The organism is Candidatus Leptofilum sp., from assembly GCF_965223525.1.
In the GTDB taxonomy this organism is placed as follows: Bacteria; Chloroflexota; Anaerolineae; order Promineifilales; family Promineifilaceae; genus Leptofilum.
Genome location: NZ_CBDCWX010000005.1, coordinates 102,280 through 118,253 on the forward strand (window position 1 = coordinate 102,280; position 15,974 = coordinate 118,253).

The following is a 15,974-nucleotide window of genomic DNA, read 5'->3' on the forward strand; positions in this document are numbered from 1 at the left end:
TCCCATAAATCGCTCGACCAATCGTTGCCACGTATGCTTGAGCGTGAGCAAAGTCAATCACACAGGTTGCCTGGGGACAATGATAATCAATGAAAGACTGTATCCATGGTGCCTCATTCTGGACGGCAACCACCGTATGGGCGTTTTCCCCACCGCGGTGGAACCATTCTACTAGAGCTGAGTGGCTGAACGCCTCTGCCGTTTCCACACGGGAAAAGTAACTAATTTGCTCTGTTTGGGTGACCACTTTTCCCTAGTTTGCATCCCAGCAAGGTCTAAACTCGCCAAAGGTAACCATTTTTACTTCGCGCCAATCGCCATTGGTTAATTGCACCATCGCCCCATCGGTACACATCACTAGTTGTTCCGGTTGTGCCAGCGGAACCGGTGCAGTCACTTCCAACTGGGCTGCCCTTTCTCTGACCAGCCTGTCGGCCACCCGACCATGGCGCATCGTCACATTCTGCAAGCTACCTTTGCTGACCGCTACCTTCCACAGCAGCATTAGCTCTTCTTGCGCCTACCGATAGGTCATCCGGCTGCTTAACCAGGTGATTGCCTCCTGCACCTGAGGTGTGTACCCACCTCACATTAAGCCTAATGCAGGGGGAAAGCGTTGCCCCACAGGGGAGACAACGCCACTACTGCCTTTTGAGGTAGATCGTTTGTCCTGCTTTACTTTTCAGTTTCCGTTCTCGCCGTCCATTTTTGACCATTTTTTCACCACATTGGGGACAGGCTGGCTTATCATGGATTCCGGCTGCTTCTTCCTTGACCATTTCCTCTACTATTTGCCTGCGTAGTTGTGCCAATTCCGCTTCAACTGCCTCCTCTATCTCGGTTAGGGTTGCCTGGGGGTTTGCTTCTCGCCACTGGCGCATCTTCTCTGTTAATTCGTTGGGTTCTGTTTCTCGGGGGCATCTTTTTTGTTCATACCCTTTATTCTCGCTGCTTCCCCCTTTTACACCAATCTTGGACGCACCCACTTTACAAACTTTTTACACCTCAACAACATTTTCTTGCAAAACGGCCGTTAATCTCCCATTCACCATCAAGTTATGCAAGCGTTCGCATCTGCTGGCTCCATGCCAACGCTTGCCGCCACACGGAGGCGCAAAATGTTGCAAAGTTTGTTGAAAAAGAAGGCAGTTTGGATTGTGATGATATTGTTAGGCAGTTTGTTTGTGGTAACGGCCGTTTCTGCCGACACCGCCACAGGTACAGGCTGGGTAGAAGCCCATGGCAGCGGCGTGGCTGGGCTAAAAGGAAACATTGACCGCCTGCACATCAACGGCCATGGCGTCTTGTATTACTACGACGGTGGCCAAACCGACACCCCTCACGTTACTGGCGTGGGGCGCAAAATTGAGCTACCCAACGGCTGGGTCAAATGGGTTGGCTTCCACGGCTCGTTCCACCTGGAAGATGCAGATCACGTAAAAGTGGTGCTGCACGGACGAGATATTGACCTGTACGCCTCTGGAACCGGGAGCATTTGGCTGCGCGGGCATGGCACCTACACACATGGCCGTGCCGACGGCACCATCGTCCATGGCCTCTGGTCACATCCAGATTCCACAGATGAAATGCCACTTGAGTAAGTAAATTGGAGACTGGAGATTAGAGATTGATCAATCTCCAGCCTCTAGTCTCTATTCTCCCTCTACACTGGCAAGCCCCCCCGCTCCGTGTTACCATTCGGAGCTATGAACCGACCCACAACATTGCGTAAAAGCATTTGGCAAGTTGCCCCCCGCGTACCAGATCACATTCAAGAAAAATTTGGCCATATCCACCCCGTCATGCTCCAGGTTTTGTACAATCGGGGCATCATTGAACCAGCCGACATTCAGGCATTTTTAGAGGGGCGGTATCTGGAATCTACAGACCCCTTTTTGCTGCCAGATATGGACAAAGCCGTCGCCCGCATTGAGCAAGCGATTGATAATGAAGAGCAGATTGCCGTTTACGGCGATTTTGATGCGGATGGGGTAACCAGCACAGTGCTACTGACGCAAGCATTACGTGGAATGGGGGCGGAGCGTAATTCGATACGGCCGTACATTCCCAACCGCGTAGATGAAGGATACGGCCTCAACGTTGATGCTCTTACCAACCTCAAGCAAAAAGGGGCTGATCTCATCATCACGGTGGATTGCGGTATCCGCTCTGTGTTTGAAGTGGAACATGCCAACCAGATTGGCCTGGATATGATCATTACCGATCATCACAGTTTGGGGCCAGAGATGCCGCCGGGAACGGCCGTTATCAACCCCAAACGCCCCGATTCCGAATACCCAGACGACATGCTGGCAGGAGTAGGCATTGCTTTCAAACTGGCTCAAGCACTCAAGCAATCCCGCCCCGACCAAGCCACCTTCGATGATGCCGATCTACTGGATTTGGTTGCCATCGGCACCGTAGCTGATCTAGCACCTCTACTCAAAGAAAATCGCAAACTCGTTATAGACGGCCTGAAATCGCTCAATAACTCCAAGCGAGCGGGCATTGCCGCCATTGCCCGTGCTGCGCGCCTGACCCCAGGCAGCCTTACTGCCGAATCCATCGCCTTTGGCATTGGGCCACGCATAAATGCCGCCGGACGGTTATCCAGTGCTTACAGTGCCGCCCGTCTGCTGGCCGCCAACAATAGCCACGATGCCAACCGATATGCCAGCGAATTAGACAAGCTCAACCGCCAGCGGCAAAAACTAACTGCCGATCTAAGTGAACTTGCTGAAGGCATGGTTGAGCCAGACGCACCCATTCTCATCGCCGCAGACGAGAAGTTTGTTTCCGGCGTCGTGGGGTTGGTTGCCAGCCGCCTGGCCGAGAAGCATTACCGTCCGGCCATCGTTATGGAGCAGGGCGAAGAAGAAAGTCGCGGCTCCTGCCGCTCCATTGACCAATTTCACATCACCGACGCGCTAGACGAGGTGGCCGATTTGCTGGTGCGCCACGGCGGACATGCCCAAGCCGCTGGCTTCACCGTTCGCAACGGCAACCTGCCTGAATTTCTTAACCGCATTACTGAAGTGGCAACCCGCAAGCTGCAAGACGTGGAGCTAATTCCCACAGTCAGCATTGACGCCGAAATTGCGCTGGAAGATGTGGATTGGGCACTATTTGAGCATTTTCAACAGCTAGAGCCAACCGGCGCAGCCAACCCGCAGCCAATCTTCTTGAGCCGAGGCGTCGAGGTGATTCACCATCGCGCTGTGGGGCAAAACGGGGCTCATTTGCAGCTTACCCTAAGCGCAGACAGCATGAACGGCTACCGCGAAATTGGGGCGATTGCCTTCCGGCAGGGGGAATGGGCCAGCCAGTTGCCGCAAACCATTGACTTGGTGTACAGCATCAGCGTGAATGAGTGGCGCGGCAGGCGGAATTTGCAGTTGATGGTGAAAGATTTACGGCCGTCTCAATTCTGACCCTCACCCCAGTTCTCTCCCCCTGCGGGGGAGAGCTAGAGAGGGGGGAAATTCACACAAGAAACCAACTATGAAAATACTCGTCACCGGCGCAGCCGGATTCATCGGCAGCAATCTTGCCGAAAAATTAGCCAAACGAGGCGACAGCGTCGTGGGGCTGGACAACTTCAACGATTATTACGACCCCGCCAAAAAGCGCGCCAACGAGCAGCGACTTATCGCCTATCCCAACTTCCGCATGGTGGAGCAAGACATACGCCAGCGGCAAGCCATGTTCGACCTGTTCGAGACTGAAAAATTTGATGCAGTTGCCCATCTGGCGGCAATGGCGGGGGTGCGAAACGCGGTGCTGCACCCAGATTTATATGTGCAGGTGAACCTGAACGGCACGCAAAACCTGATGGATGCCACCCGCACCGTTGGCGGCGTGCAAAATTTTGTCATGGCCTCTACCTCTTCTGTGTATGGCAACACCACCCAAATTCCATTTGTAGAAACTGACAACTGTGACCGACCACTCCAACCCTATGCCGCCGCCAAACGCGCCGCCGAGATGCTGGGTCATGCCTATCATCATCTGTATGGGCTGAATTTTACGGTGCTGCGCTTTTTTACGGTTTATGGGCCAAACGGCCGTCCCGACATGATGGCCTACCTGGTGGCAGAAAGCGTGGCCAAAGGCGTGCAAATTCCTCTGTACGACGGCGGCCAAATGTACCGTGACTGGACGTTTGTGGAAGACATTACCGATGGCGTTGTGGCGGCTTTGGATAGACCGCTGGGGTACGAGATCATCAACCTGGGGCGGGGCGAGCCCACCTTGCTCAAAGAATTTGTGCAAATGATTGAAACATTGGGGGGGCGGGCAGCCAATGTGGTACACAAGCCACGCCTCGCAGCAGACTTTGTAAAAAACCAGGCAGACATTAGCAAAGCCCGCCGCTTACTCGGTTACAATCCACAAATCTCGGTGGCAGAAGGGGTACAGCGTTTTTGGGAATGGTATGAAAAGACTATTCTCTCGGAATCGCCAACTTGACCAAACTGCTATAATGGGTGTCCAAATTCCCGAACCAATTTCTGGAGCATCTTTGTGAATTTACCGCCACATAAACTCATTACAACGCAGTCTGATTGGCAACTTTGTTTAGAACGTCTTCAAGCAGAACCTCGTCTGGCCATTGATCTAGAAGCCAACAGCATGCACGCCTACCGCGAAGAGGTGTGCCTCATCCAAATCAGCATTCCTCATCAAGATTACATTATAGACCCGCTTGGCGTGGATGATTTATGTGATCTGGGCAATATTGTCCAAAATCCTCAGGTAGAGAAAGTTTTCCACGCAGCAGAGTATGATTTGATTTTGCTGAAACGGCAGTTTGACTGGCAGCTGCAAAATCTGTTTGATACGATGTGGGCAGCTCGTATTTTGGGCTACCAGCGGTATGGTTTGGCCAGCATGATCGAAACGGTTTACAACATTAAGTTAGATAAACGGTATCAAAAATCGAACTGGTGCAGACGGCCGTTATCCCCAGAACAACTCACCTATGCCCAGCTAGACACACATTACCTGCTGCCCCTGCGTGACCACCTGGAAAAAGAGCTGCAAGCCGCCAACCGACAAGAAGAAGCCGCCGAAATTTTTGCTGAACAAACGCTGGTAACGCCAAGCAACAACACTTTTGATCCTGACACCGACTTTTGGTCCATTAGCGGTGCTTACGATTTAACTCGGCAGCAACAGGCTGTGCTGCGGGCGTTGGCAATTTATCGGGATAAGGAAGCACACGCACGCAATCGGCCGTTGTTCAAAATTTTTAACGACAAAACATTGCTGGAGCTGGCCCAAACCTTGCCATCTAGCATTTCGGCCCTGCGGGATGTTTATGGCATGTCGGCTGGGCAAACGCGGCGATACGGCCGTCAACTACTCAACACCATCGCCGAAGGATTACGCGCCCCGCCCCCCCCCTTCCCCCAAAAAACCAAACGGCCGCCCGATGCCGCCTTGCACCGATTTGACAAACTGCACACCTGGCGCAAAAAGAGTGCCAGCCAGCGTGGTGTTGAATCTGATGTCATCATTAGTAAAGATGCTCTGTGGGCAATTGCCCTGAAAAATCCAAAATCGGAAGCAGAGCTAGCCCAGCTAGATAAAGTCGGCACCTGGCGCTGCAAAACCTACGGCCAAGAGATTCTGGCCGTCCTGCGTAAGAACTAATAGCCACAGAGGACACAGAGAATAAAGAACAAACAATCCACGACTGAGCCCTTTCTCTAAACCCTCTGTGCGCTCGGTGGCAAAGAAAAAGGAGAAAAAGATGGAGATTACGTTTCACGGCGCGGTACGTACCGTTACCGGTTCGCAACATCTGGTAGAAGTTAACGGCCTCAAAATCTTGCTGGATTGTGGCCTGTACCAGGGTTCCCGCAAGGAAAGCTACAGTCGCAACCAAAATTTGCCATTTAATGCCAATGAGGTTGATGTACTAGTGCTTTCTCACGCTCACATTGACCACAGCGGCAATATCCCCAACCTGGTAAAAAGCGGCTTCACGGGCGATATTGTTTGCACGTATGCCACCCGCGACCTGTGCGCCATCATGCTACGCGACAGCGCCAAAATTCAGCAATATGATATTGAGTATGTAAACAAAAAGCGGAAGAAACAAAATTTACCGCCTGTGGAACCCATCTACACCATAAGCGACGCGGTTCAGAGCCTGAAACATTTTATTGGCATTGGGTATGAACGGCCGTACAAACTTACGCCCAACATTAGCCTCACCTTTTACGATGCCGGGCATATTCTTGGCTCCGCTATCGTGGCTCTAGACATTGTGGACCAGGAAGAGAAACGCGACGTGCGGCTGGTGTTTACCGGGGATATTGGCCGCCCCAACCGCCCCATCCTGCGCGACCCCACCTTTTTAGACGAAGCCGATGTGTTGCTAATCGAAAGTACCTACGGCAACCGCCACCATGCTGAATTGGATGAAGCCAAGACCAAACTGCAAAAAATCGTCAATTCAACATGCAAACGCTCCGGCAAACTGATTGTGCCTGCGTTTGCAGTGGGTCGCACCCAAGAGCTAGTGTACCGCCTCCATCAACTCGTAGAAGCGCAAAAAATTCCACACGATTTACCCATTTTTGTGGACAGCCCCTTAGCTATTGACGCAACCGGTATTTACCGCCTGCACCCGGAGGCGTATGATGAAGAAACGCATGAATTTTTGGCTGGAGACCGACATGGAGATCCATTTGGATTTGAAATGATGCGCTACACACGCACTACCCGTGAGTCTAAAGAGCTAAACTTCTTGCGCCAACCAGCCGTCATCATCAGTGCTAGCGGCATGGCTGAGGCAGGGCGCATTTTGCACCACCTGAAGAACAATGTGGAGGACCCGCGCAACACAATTTTGATTGTTGGTTGGCAAGCGCCCCACACACTAGGGCGGCGCATTGTGGAAAAGCAGTCCAAGATTCGCATTTTTGGCGAGGAGTATCAGCTTAAGGCCGAGGTTGCCACCATCAACGGGTTGAGCGCGCACGCAGATCGGGCGGAGCTGCTGGAGTGGACGGGACGTTTGAAGAAACGGCCGTTGCACACCTTCATTGTCCACGGTGAAGAAGAAGCTTCTTTGGCTTTTGCCGAAGCCTTGCATCAGGAACAGCAGTTTGAAAACGTGGCCGTACCGGAATTAGGACAGAAATTTAAGGTCTAAGTAGCCGTTCAAAAAAACTGCCATTCGCCAACCTCGCAGCATATAAACGCGCCCTCATTCTACGAATGGGTATTTAGCCCAGGATTCCTATGCCCATACCACCCCCTTCTTTGGTATAGTGAACAAGAATACGTCCGATCAATGCAGCCAAACTATTGTGAGATTTATTAAACGCCCATTTGATACGGGCAACGGGAGCCAAGATAAAGTGAGCCATTTTACAGAAACTGGGCTTTGGCACATTGCCAAACCATATGAATCTGAGCAAAGCAATCTCGGAGTAATTTCTGGGAATCAATCTAGCCTTAGCACAGACGTACAAGCCTTGCGACGCAAATTGAAACAACTTCATGCCTGGCCAGAAGCGGGGGATACGTTTTTAGATCTACTGGAACAAGCGCAAGGCTACGGCGTAACGCTTGTGCCAGACGATTACGAATGGTTAGCCCAAGTGGCAGACTCTGCGTGCAAAGGGGAAGATATTGGCTCGCGCTATCCTTCTATCTTCCAAAAGCTGCTTACCTACGCCGATTTGCGCGAAAAATTTTTGCAAACGCTGCACATTCGCAGCATGAGCGTTTAGAAGAACTGTCGCCCTATTTTCGCACAAAATATGCAAAAATACGGCGACAGACAAAAAGTTAAATTACCCCAAGCTCTTTGCCTACCCGACTGAACACATCCAACGCTTGCTCTAAATCATCATGGCTATGTGCGGCCGAATTCATGACGCGAATGCGGGCTTTGCCGCGTGGCACGGTGGGGAAGCCAATGGCCATAGCAAACACGCCTTCCTCAAACAGGCGCTGGCTAAATTTCTGAGCCAGGGGGGCTTCACCTAACATCACCGGCACGATGGGGGTTTGGGTCACGCCCGTGTCGAAGCCTAAATTTTGCATCTCTTTTTTGAAGAGCGCGGCATTGTTCCATAAGCGATCCACCAATTCGGTAGATTCTTGCAACATCTCAACGGCTGCCAGGCAAGCGGCCGTATCTGGCACGGTTAATGCGCTAGAGAAGAGAAACGGCCGTCCTCGCTGCCGCAGCCACTCAATAACAGGTTGTTTGCCAGCTACCAGGCCACCCATCACACCAAATGCTTTGCTAAGGGTGCCGACTTCAATATCCACACGGCCGTGCAGTCCAAAATGATCCACAATGCCACGCCCACCTTCGCCCAATACGCCTTCGCCGTGAGCGTCGTCTACCATCAGCAGAATGTCATTTTCTTCGGCTACTTCACAAATTTTGTCCAGCGGGGCGATGTCGCCATCCATGCTAAATACGCCGTCAGTGACGATGAGGCGACGGCCGTATTCGGTCGTCTCGGCAATTTTTTGGCGCAAATCAGCCACATCGTTGTGGTTGTAACGCACAATTTTGGCGCGGCTGAGTCGGGAGCCATCAATAATGCTGGCGTGGTTTAGCTCGTCAGAAAAAATGACGTCGCCGCGCCCCACAAGGGCGGGAATGGTGGCTAAATTGGCCGTAAAGCCACTTTGCAGCGTAATGCACGCCTCTGCCCCCTTGAAGGCTGCCAGCTTTTGCTCTAGCTCAATATGCAGCGACATCGTCCCCGCGATGGTGCGAACCGCGCCCGGCCCTACGCCGTATTTATCAACAGCATCTTTGACGGCCGTTCGCAATCGGGGGTGGTTGGCTAATCCCAAATAGTTGTTGGCGCAGAAGTTGAGCAGGGAACGGCCGTCAATCGTTACATGCCCATCCATCGGCGACTCGATTGTGCGAATGCGGTTAAACAAGCCCGCCGCTTTCAGCGCGGCAATTTCATCATCAATCCAGGCGATTGCTTTGTCAGTCATTTTGTTCCTCATCTGTTAAAGTTTTCAATGCTTTACTTCCCATTTTGCACTCAGTTTGATTTACCGTCTCCTTTGGTTTCTTGTCGGCATTCTTATATTTGCCGATTTGTAAATAACCTTGATCCTATCATTAGCTTCAGTATCTTTGATAAAGTTATCAAATGAACGACAAGTTTTATTGGTCTTATTGAAGATGATCTGATAAGCAAAAACTTCATCGCCTTGGCCTTTACTATCTAAGATGCTAAAAAGATTCTTTATCTTATCAAAATCTGCTTGAATCTTCCTTTGAAAAATAGATTCATTTATGCCCTCGGGCTTACGGATGAACTTCAACTCAAAAATTATCGCCTCTCCACCAAATTCAAACTGTTTGCTAGGCAAATCAGGCGACATAAACTCTTGTTTCCTGTGTCTAATCCCCTGCCTCGATTTGTTATTTTTTAACATAAACGAAGACGATTTAAGAATGCGAAACGGATCGTAGAGACCACGTAATATACTCAAACGACTATTATCTACAATCGTCAGATCAGGGACGATGTTAAGTCGATCACCATGACCAAACCAAGGCAATTCAGCATGAACCATGCTACCAACTATTCCCTTATCGATTGTTTCTTGAAATTGCTGCAAAGAAGGTAAATCAGAAAGATACTTGTAAATTAAACACTTCAAATCATCTTCTGTAAGAATAAGTGCTTTTTTGTTATTGAACTCTTTTCCAAGGGAATTAATTGCATCTTCTACATCATGCTTTATCTGAACAAAATCCAAAGACATCAAATTTCTCTCAATAGTAAATTCTTACATGGCAGTGGGAAAATCAAAAAAGCGCGTTTCTACGCCAAATTTTTTGGCAAGATGGGCACCTAAGGCCTGCACACCAACGGTTTCTGTAGCGTAATGCCCGGCAAAAATCACGTTCATGCCAAAATCGGCAGCAGCCCAATAATTAGCGTGGGACGTTTCGCCTGTCAGGAACGTATCGGCACCCAATGCTTTGGCTTCGGCCACTTTATCTGCGCCAAAACCGGAGAGAACGGCCAGCCGCTGAACTTTAGCCGGGCCATGTACCAAAACGTGGGCGTTGGTGTTGAGCTGGCTGTTAACCTGCCCCACGAGCTCATCCAGGCTAGGCTGTGTCGGCACGCTGCCAACCACGGCGATGGGCACATTGGTGGGCGAACACCACCATTCTACATTGGTAACGCCAAACATTTTGGCGAGAACAGCATTGTTGCCCACTTCGGGATGGGCATCCAGCGGCAGATGAGCGGCGTACAGATTCAGGCCATGCGCCATCATTTGCCGCACGCGCTCTCCCAGCGGCCCAGCAATTCGCTCTACCTGCCGCCACAGCACGCCATGATGCACGAGTAACATATCGGCTTGGGTGGAAACGGCTGTTTCAATAATCATCGGCGACACATCAACCGCCAAGGCAATCCGTTTCACTTCACTGTTGCTTGTCTCAACTTGCAACCCCTGCGGCCCGTAATCTACAATCTCGCTAATGCGTAAATATTCGTCTAAATAAGCGACCAACTCCGCTCTATCCATTTTCACCCCTCTTCAAAAAGTTTTCTTGCACCAATGCCTGAATGCGTGGCAGCCCTCGTTCAAGTAAATCATCTACCTCAGCCACCATGCGCTCATACTGCCGCCGCGAGCCGCCATATGGATCTTTAACGCAGCCTCGCTTTTGCACCATTTGCCGCAGCGTGTAGATTTTGTGTGCGTGGGCAGGATAAGCCCGCTTCAACGTGCGAACATGGCCTGTTTCCATGCACAAAGCCAAATCTGCCTGCTGCATCACCTGCTCTGTTACTGGCTGTGAACGATGCGGCTGGATATTGATTCCCTGTTCAGACATGAGGGCAATGCTGTGCGGTGCGGCCGTATTTCCTTCAATTGCCCAGGTTCCGGCAGAGGAGACTGTCCAGCCATCTACACCAATCGCGCTCAATTTGGTACGCAGCAACGCCTCCGCCACTGGTGATCGGCAAATGTTGGCTGTACAAACAACTACGATGTGGGGTGCGGTCATTGGAAACTTGTTGGGGAAAAGAATTTGCCCGAAAAAACTATTTTCGGGCAAATAAAATTTTATCAGTTAATCCATATCTGGTTGGAGCAGTCCGTAATTATTATCCCGTCGCCTGTAAAGCACATTCACAGCCTGCTCATCTGCGTTAAAGAATACAAAAAAGTCGTGGCCAAGCAGTTCAATCTGGTCAACTGCCTCATCCGCACTCATGGGCCGCATGGTAAAACGCTTTGTTCGCACAATGGCTGGCTCATCAGATTCAACCATTTCCTCATCAAATGGCAGCGGGTCGCCCATGATCAGTTCTTCACTGTTCCCGTTGCCGCCACCACGCCATTTGCGCCGCCGTCTACCCCGATACCGGCTAATTTGCCGATAAAGCTTGTCCACCACTGCATCTACAGAGGCAAACATATCGTTGCTGCGCTCTTCCGCACGCAAAATGGTGCCTCGGTTGTCTCGGATGGTAATTTGAGCCACCTGCCGCTCCACTGCGTTACGGGCGTTGGTTTCAGAAAGATCTACGTGTATTTCAGCCAGATTGGGCATATATCTATCGAGTTTTCCTGTTTTCTTCTCCACATAGTTGCGTAACCTTGTGGTGACTTCCATGTTACGGCCGTTAACTGATAGTTCCATTGTCTAATCTCCCTTTGTTTAGAGGTTGTTTACACATTTCTATCATACGAGAAATAGTGTGATAGTCACAACTAAAGCGAATAATTTCTTAAGCAGCCAGGCTAAATTGCACGAGCTACACAATAACCGGATACCGACTTGGCTCCATCTATTAGCAGAGTAGTAGCTGCAGCAGCCATTGTTGCCCCGGTGGTACAAACATCGTCAATGAGTAAAATATGTTTGCCCACAACATCTACTTGAGTGGCAAAGGCATCCTGTACATTTTTCAGCCGTTCAACAGCCGTTAAACCCACCTGTGGCGTGGTAAAGCGTGTTCTTTTCAGGCCATCTTCTGTAAAAGGCAAGCCGACGAATCGGCAAAAATTGCGGGTCAACAGGGTAGATTGATTGTACCCTCTTTTGCGCTCGCGCTCGGCATGAAGCGGTATTGGCAGCACCAAGTCTATGGACATTCGCCATTCTGCCCAAGCATCAGCCATGAGCTGCGCCAGCGGCTTAGACAAACCAAAGGCACCATTGTACTTCAGGTTGTGAATCAATTTGGAGGCAGGATGGGCAAAAAGAACGGCCGCACGAATTTGGTTGAGAGGTAACGGCCGTTCTTGGCATGTTGAGCAGCAATCAGTCGCGCGGGGAACGGGCCGACCACATCGGTTACAAAGTGGCGTACGCACCCACTGGATCTGAGCGCGACACGCTTCGCACAACAAAGAACCTGCTTTTTTGCAAGCACCACAGACAGGGGGAAAAACAAAATTGAGGAGGGAATCTGCCAGCCCTCTAGCACGGCTTCGCCAGGTCAAGGCTGGCAGTTGAGTCTTTTCAGTCAACGACTGCTTGACCTTTTCAATAGAAAGAAATTTTGTTAATAAATCAGATGAGACTGCCTTCTTTATAAATAATTGGAACGCAAACTATCTCTATCCGGTAATGCCACCCAAAGAGTCGTTTCGCAACACCTGAAAGCCCGCTGGCCCCAACAAAACAACGAAGATTGAGGGGAAAATCAGAAACACCATTGGGAACAGCATCTTAACTGGTGCCTGCTGGGCTTTTTCTTCAGCCCGCTGCCGCCGCCGCACACGCATCTGCTCAGACTGGATACGCAAAATTTTACCAATACCCACACCAAGCTGGTCCGCCTGCAAAACGGCCGCAATAAAACTCGTCACATCTGGCACATCCATTCGGTCAGACATGTCTCGTAACGATTGGCGACGCGATTTACCTAACTGCATCTCATGAATCACACGGCCAAACTCATTCGCCAGCGGATCGTCCCATTTTTCATCCACTTTCTGCATGGCTGCATTAAATGTCAACCCAGCATCTACACAAATTGTCATCAAATCCAACGCATCGGGCAATTTTTTGATGATAGCATCTTTGCGGCGGTCTACCATGGAACGCAACAACATCCAGGGCAAAAACCATCCCAAAACGGCAGCACCAAGCGTATACAGGAGCCGTCTGTTGAGTTCTGCATTGCCCACACGGGTCATCATTAAAAAGACCAGTGCGGCCAACAACACGGTAAACACACCACGTATCACAATGAAGTCTGCCGCACGCATATTTCTTGGGTTGCCAGCTAGTTCCAGCAGCCGCGTTGTACTTTCTAAGGTTTGTTGTGGCGTATACCGAACCAAAAATTCACTAATGCGCCGAATAAAAGGTACAAAAACGCGATCAGTAAACGGTAGCGATAGCTCAATCTCCTCAATAGAAACTATCTCTTCACGCGCAGCAAATTCATCAATTCGCACTGTCAAAGGGTCATCTTCTGAGCGGCGCAACAGCAAAATGCTGCCTGCCATTAACAAAATGGCAACAACCACAACAACGAGTAACATTAATGGTGACATAATTTAATGTCCTTCAGCTAAACTTCAATATCCACAATTTTACTGATGGCATATGCGCCGCCACCAATCATCATGGCACTAAAACCGATGACTACCCAGCCGCAGGGAATAACCTGAGGCCATATCCACGGTTCCTCTCGAACCCATAATTCTGAAACATATTCCGGGTTGATTAAGAAGAGAACGAAGCCTAAAACAATGGGAAGCAAGCTGATAATCCAGCCAGATACCCGTCCTTGGGCGGTCAAGGTACGAATCTCACCTTTAATTCGCACACGCTCCCGAATCGTAAAGCTAATCGTATCTAGCACCTCTGCCAGATTACCCCCTACCTCACGCTGAATATTTACGGCCGTAATCACCAAATCCAAATCTTCGCTTGGCACCCGCCGGTACATATTCGCCAACGACTGTTCCACACTCAAACCCAAACGAACTTCCTGCACCACCCGCTCAAACTCCACCGATACCGGTGGCGGCAGTTCAGTAGCAATCGCTTCCATCGCCTGCAATACACTATACCCAGACCGCAAGGCATTTACCCAAAGATTAAGCGTATCACTCAATTGGGCATCAAAAGCCTGCATACGTCGCTTGGCTAAGGTTGAAACATAAAAGCGAGGAATACGAAGGCCCAATAAACCGGCAACAACCGCAATAAACCAGGAATTTTGCTGCGGCAAAAAATAGCCAATAGTAGCGGTCACGGCTCCCGATACGATTACCAAGATCACATATTCACTAACGCGCAATTTCGCGTCTGCTCTGGAAATACGTTCCCGGAGAGGCTCAAAAAAGTTACGACCAGATAATGCCTGATCAAGCCGATCTGCTACATCAGGGCCATCATCAACAACGTCTACACTTTCTGGGAGATCCACAACTGTAGTGGTTCCAACAAATTGCTCAATACGTTCGTCAACGCCACTCTCGTTGCCAGTAACTACAATAGCAATACCGGCACCAAGCATTAACAACAAGGCAAAGGCACCACCAATAATAATCAATGGAGACATAAACACGCTCCTATGGGCTCAAAACAGCAATCCCAACTAACGACGACGGCTACCAATGCCAAAGATTGAAGGCGGTAGCATAATCCCAGATTCCTGAATCTTCCACATAAACTTCGGGCGCAAACCGGTTGGGCGCAAACGGCCGATCACCTTACCATTTTCAATATTCGTTTGCTCAAAACGGAAAATCTCAGATGTCGTGATCACATCACCTTCCATACCCTGAATTTCACTGATAGAGGTAACTTTACGCGAACCATCCCGCATACGATCCTGATGCACAACCAAATGAATTGCCGATGCAATCTGTTCACGAATAGCCCGGTGCGGTAAATCCATACCGGCCATCAGAACCATTGTTTCCAAACGAGAAAGCATATCACGCGGGCTATTAGCATGGCCCGTAGCCAAACTACCGTCGTGGCCTGTATTCATGGCCTGGAGCATGTCCAGAGCCTCACCGCCACGAACCTCACCAACAATGATGCGATCGGGCCGCATACGCAAGGAGTTAATAACCAAATCCTGAATGGTCACCGCGCCACGCCCTTCAACATTGGCATTCCGAGATTCCAACGTCACTACATGATCCTGGCGCAACTGTAGTTCTGCTGCGTTTTCAATCGTAACAATTCGCTCTTCATCAGGAATAAAACCAGAAAGGATATTTAATAAAGTCGTTTTTCCAGAACCTGTACCGCCTGAAATCATGACATTGAGCTTGGATATAACGCACGCTTTTAAGAATTCAACAGCTTCAACAGTAATACTGCCGAACTCAATAATATTCTCCACCGTAAACGGTATTTTAGAGAAAATACGAATGGTTAACGAAGCACCATTCAAGGAGATGGGGGGGATAACGGCATTGACACGAGAGCCATCTGGTAAGCGAGCGTCCACCATTGGTGAGCCTTCATCAATACGACGCCCAAGCGGGGCTACAATCCGGTCAATGATTCGCAACAAATGATCATTATCTTCAAACGTTACATTGACGCGTTGAATCTTTCCACCCCGTTCAATATATACATTTTTGGGCCCGTTTACCATAATTTCGGTAACGCCATCCATATGCAAGAACTGTTCCAAAGGGCCAAAGCCTAAAATTTCTGCAACGATAGCTTCAAATAGTCGGCGCTTTTCATTGCGCGTAAGGACAATACTCTCCTCGGCAAGCATAGATTCAAACATTTCCTGGATGGTCATGCGTACTTCGGCCGTTTGGGTAATATCCATGCTGGGATCAAGCTCTGCAATAAGCCGCTGTTGAATTCGATTCTTTAAATCCACATAAGCATCTCGAGAGCCCACTGCTGGAGATGCACGCTTCACTCTCAATTCCTGCAATTTTGAAGGCTCTGCCTGAGTTGATGACTCTTGGTTTCTTTCAATACGTTTTAAGAGAGACAC

16 protein-coding genes are annotated in these 15,974 nt (G+C 49.9%); 6 read left to right on the forward strand and 10 right to left on the reverse strand.

All coding sequences use genetic code 11. The features are described 5' to 3' along the window. Positions 1-253: 253 nt before the first annotated feature. A complete protein-coding gene (locus ACOQPM_RS05945) occupies positions 254-454 on the reverse strand; it encodes a hypothetical protein (RefSeq protein WP_420628325.1) in 201 nt (66 codons plus the stop codon). A gap of 664 nt (positions 455-1,118) precedes the next feature. Between ACOQPM_RS05945 and ACOQPM_RS05950 the strand changes: the two genes are divergently transcribed. The 6 genes from ACOQPM_RS05950 (at position 1,119) to ACOQPM_RS05975 (ending at position 7,748) form a co-directional block, all read left to right on the forward strand. Next, the gene (locus ACOQPM_RS05950) at positions 1,119-1,601 is read left to right on the forward strand and encodes a hypothetical protein (protein WP_420628326.1); all 483 of its coding nucleotides are present in this window, start codon (positions 1,119-1,121) and stop codon (positions 1,599-1,601) included. Positions 1,602-1,706: 105 nt separating this feature from the next. Next, entirely contained in the window at positions 1,707-3,431 is a 1,725-nt protein-coding gene (gene recJ, locus ACOQPM_RS05955) for a single-stranded-DNA-specific exonuclease RecJ (RefSeq protein WP_420628327.1), read from the forward strand. A gap of 70 nt (positions 3,432-3,501) precedes the next feature. After that, complete coding sequence (locus ACOQPM_RS05960) at positions 3,502-4,470, forward strand: SDR family NAD(P)-dependent oxidoreductase (RefSeq protein ID WP_420628328.1); 969 nt, start codon at positions 3,502-3,504, stop codon at positions 4,468-4,470. Between the two features lie 54 nt (positions 4,471-4,524). Continuing rightward, on the forward strand, positions 4,525-5,655 hold the full coding sequence (locus ACOQPM_RS05965) for a ribonuclease D (protein WP_420628329.1): 1,131 nt from the start codon (positions 4,525-4,527) through the stop codon (positions 5,653-5,655). 100 nt (positions 5,656-5,755) lie between these two features. Then, entirely contained in the window at positions 5,756-7,165 is a 1,410-nt protein-coding gene (locus ACOQPM_RS05970; RefSeq protein ID WP_420628330.1) for an MBL fold metallo-hydrolase RNA specificity domain-containing protein, read from the forward strand. A 208-nt stretch (positions 7,166-7,373) separates the two neighbouring features. Next, positions 7,374-7,748: a hypothetical protein gene (locus tag ACOQPM_RS05975; protein WP_420628331.1), complete on the forward strand. Its 375-nt coding sequence runs from the start codon at positions 7,374-7,376 to the stop codon at positions 7,746-7,748. 58 nt (positions 7,749-7,806) lie between these two features. Here ACOQPM_RS05975 and ACOQPM_RS05980 read toward each other — a convergent pair whose 3' ends face one another. The 9 genes from ACOQPM_RS05980 to ACOQPM_RS06020 form a co-directional block, all read right to left on the reverse strand. Then, positions 7,807-8,988, reverse strand: a complete 1,182-nt coding sequence (locus tag ACOQPM_RS05980; protein ID WP_420628332.1) for a glycine C-acetyltransferase — start codon at positions 8,986-8,988, stop codon at positions 7,807-7,809. Positions 8,989-9,048: 60 nt separating this feature from the next. Continuing rightward, positions 9,049-9,771: a hypothetical protein gene (locus ACOQPM_RS05985; protein WP_420628333.1), complete on the reverse strand. Its 723-nt coding sequence runs from the start codon at positions 9,769-9,771 to the stop codon at positions 9,049-9,051. Positions 9,772-9,795: 24 nt separating this feature from the next. Next, a complete protein-coding gene (locus ACOQPM_RS05990) occupies positions 9,796-10,551 on the reverse strand; it encodes a Nif3-like dinuclear metal center hexameric protein (protein ID WP_420628334.1) in 756 nt (251 codons plus the stop codon). After that, the gene (locus ACOQPM_RS05995; RefSeq protein ID WP_420628335.1) at positions 10,544-11,038 is read right to left on the reverse strand and encodes a low molecular weight protein arginine phosphatase; all 495 of its coding nucleotides are present in this window, start codon (positions 11,036-11,038) and stop codon (positions 10,544-10,546) included. The genes ACOQPM_RS05990 and ACOQPM_RS05995 overlap by 8 nt, the downstream gene beginning before the upstream one ends. 66 nt (positions 11,039-11,104) lie before the next feature. Next, positions 11,105-11,677 (reverse strand): ribosome hibernation-promoting factor, HPF/YfiA family, encoded by a 573-nt coding sequence (gene hpf, locus ACOQPM_RS06000; RefSeq protein ID WP_420628336.1) that lies wholly within the window; start codon positions 11,675-11,677, stop codon positions 11,105-11,107. A gap of 101 nt (positions 11,678-11,778) precedes the next feature. Next, complete coding sequence (locus tag ACOQPM_RS06005) at positions 11,779-12,510, reverse strand: ComF family protein (protein ID WP_420628337.1); 732 nt, start codon at positions 12,508-12,510, stop codon at positions 11,779-11,781. A gap of 90 nt (positions 12,511-12,600) precedes the next feature. Further along, on the reverse strand, positions 12,601-13,545 hold the full coding sequence (locus tag ACOQPM_RS06010; protein ID WP_420628338.1) for a type II secretion system F family protein: 945 nt from the start codon (positions 13,543-13,545) through the stop codon (positions 12,601-12,603). 17 nt (positions 13,546-13,562) lie between these two features. After that, positions 13,563-14,561 carry a type II secretion system F family protein gene (locus ACOQPM_RS06015; RefSeq protein ID WP_420628339.1) on the reverse strand — a complete coding sequence of 333 codons (999 nt, stop codon included), beginning with the start codon at positions 14,559-14,561 and terminating at the stop codon, positions 13,563-13,565. Between the two features lie 36 nt (positions 14,562-14,597). Further along, positions 14,598-15,974, reverse strand: coding sequence for a CpaF family protein (locus tag ACOQPM_RS06020; RefSeq protein WP_420628340.1), 1,377 nt, complete (start codon positions 15,972-15,974; stop codon positions 14,598-14,600).

Excerpts from the sequence above, each read along its gene's own strand:
- ACOQPM_RS05985 (WP_420628333.1), bottom strand. The coding sequence starts at position 9,771 with ATGTCTTTGGATTTTGTTCAGATAAAGCATGATGTAGAAGATGCAATT.
- ACOQPM_RS05950 (WP_420628326.1), top strand. The coding sequence starts at position 1,119 with ATGTTGCAAAGTTTGTTGAAAAAGAAGGCAGTTTGGATTGTGATGATA.
- recJ (WP_420628327.1), top strand. The coding sequence starts at position 1,707 with ATGAACCGACCCACAACATTGCGTAAAAGCATTTGGCAAGTTGCCCCC.
- ACOQPM_RS05990 (WP_420628334.1), bottom strand. The coding sequence starts at position 10,551 with ATGGATAGAGCGGAGTTGGTCGCTTATTTAGACGAATATTTACGCATT.
- hpf (WP_420628336.1), bottom strand. The coding sequence starts at position 11,677 with ATGGAACTATCAGTTAACGGCCGTAACATGGAAGTCACCACAAGGTTA.
- ACOQPM_RS05995 (WP_420628335.1), bottom strand. The coding sequence starts at position 11,038 with ATGACCGCACCCCACATCGTAGTTGTTTGTACAGCCAACATTTGCCGA.
- ACOQPM_RS05960 (WP_420628328.1), top strand. The coding sequence starts at position 3,502 with ATGAAAATACTCGTCACCGGCGCAGCCGGATTCATCGGCAGCAATCTT.
- ACOQPM_RS05945 (WP_420628325.1), bottom strand. The coding sequence starts at position 454 with ATGCGCCATGGTCGGGTGGCCGACAGGCTGGTCAGAGAAAGGGCAGCC.
- ACOQPM_RS06015 (WP_420628339.1), bottom strand. The coding sequence starts at position 14,561 with ATGTCTCCATTGATTATTATTGGTGGTGCCTTTGCCTTGTTGTTAATG.
- ACOQPM_RS06010 (WP_420628338.1), bottom strand. The coding sequence starts at position 13,545 with ATGTCACCATTAATGTTACTCGTTGTTGTGGTTGTTGCCATTTTGTTA.
- ACOQPM_RS05970 (WP_420628330.1), top strand. The coding sequence starts at position 5,756 with ATGGAGATTACGTTTCACGGCGCGGTACGTACCGTTACCGGTTCGCAA.
- ACOQPM_RS05980 (WP_420628332.1), bottom strand. The coding sequence starts at position 8,988 with ATGACTGACAAAGCAATCGCCTGGATTGATGATGAAATTGCCGCGCTG.